The 390-nt window shown below is 67.7% G+C and carries 1 pseudogene; it reads right to left on the bottom strand.

What is annotated here, in order from left to right:
* Window positions 1-390 (bottom strand): annotated as a pseudogene (locus ACFWI9_RS34780) (ABC transporter permease); the annotation flags it as partial.

Raw genomic sequence — 390 nt, 5'->3', positions numbered from 1 at the left:
GGTGGGCGACGTCCAGCACGTACGCGAAGCCCTCCTTGCCGCCCGACTCCATCCCGCCCGTCGGGAACAGTCCGGGGATCGGGCCCACGCCCACGGAGAACACGATGATCAGCAGCAGCCCGAGCCAGAACGACGGGACGGAGTAAAGGGTCAGCGCCAGACCGGTGTTGAGCCGGTCGGAGAGACTGCCGTTCCGCCATGCCGACCTGGTGCCGAGGAACATGCCGAGCGCGGTGTACAGCACGAAGGCCGTGCCGGTGAGCAGCAGGGTGTTCGGCAGCGCCTCGCCGATCTTGTCGATGACGGGCGCCCGGAACTGGTACGACGTCCCGAGGTCACCGGTGAGCGCCTTGCCGCAGTAGTCCGTGAACTGCTGCCACAGCGGCAGAT

Source organism: Streptomyces sp. NPDC127084, assembly GCF_042724175.1.
Lineage (GTDB): Bacteria > Actinomycetota > Actinomycetes > Streptomycetales > Streptomycetaceae > Streptomyces.
The sequence above is the reverse complement of the archived record's forward strand: the minus strand, read 5'-3'. Positions and strand labels throughout refer to the sequence as shown.